This is a genomic window from Paracoccus simplex (assembly GCF_042648325.1).
In the GTDB taxonomy this organism is placed as follows: Bacteria; Pseudomonadota; Alphaproteobacteria; order Rhodobacterales; family Rhodobacteraceae; genus Paracoccus; species Paracoccus simplex.
The window spans coordinates 1-503 of sequence record NZ_JBHRXE010000074.1 but is presented as its reverse complement, the minus strand read 5'-3'; the positions used below and the strand labels follow the sequence as shown (position 1 = coordinate 503).

Genomic DNA, 503 nt, shown 5'->3' with positions numbered 1-503 from the left:
TGGCCCCGCGCCGCCAGTCCCCTTGGCATCAGCCTTTTAATCGGCGTCTTCTGGATCGAGGCCGCCATGCGGTTCCCACCGATCGCCACGGTGATGATCCTTGTAATGGCGGCTGCGGCCATCATTGCGATGTTGCGTGCCGGTGACAGCTGGCGCGAATTGGCGCCGGTCGGTCTCTATGCCGGCTGGCTGACGGCCGCAACGGGCGTGGCCGTTTCGGTGGTGGCGACCGGATACGGCATCCTGTCGCCGCGTACAGCCGCCATCGCACTGATCATTTGCGTCCTGATTGCGGCTGTTGCGGTCGCATCCGCCCGCCCGCGCCTCTGGACCTATCGCGCCGGGGTGATCTGGGCGCTGTTCGGCGTGATCGTTGCGAACGTGGGCGCGGGCGACTGGCTCATCGCCACGATTTGCGGCGCGGGGATCCTGATGCTTGCGCTGTTCGATCGCTTCATCCCCGGATCCAGCCTTCGCTGATCCGTATAAATCAAAACCCCGGC

General features: G+C 65.2%; 1 pseudogene. It reads left to right on the top strand.

Annotated features, from left to right (window positions below):
* Positions 1 to 480, top strand: a pseudogene (locus ACFOMP_RS19800) (tryptophan-rich sensory protein); the annotation flags it as partial.
* Positions 481 to 503: the final 23 nt, after the last annotated feature.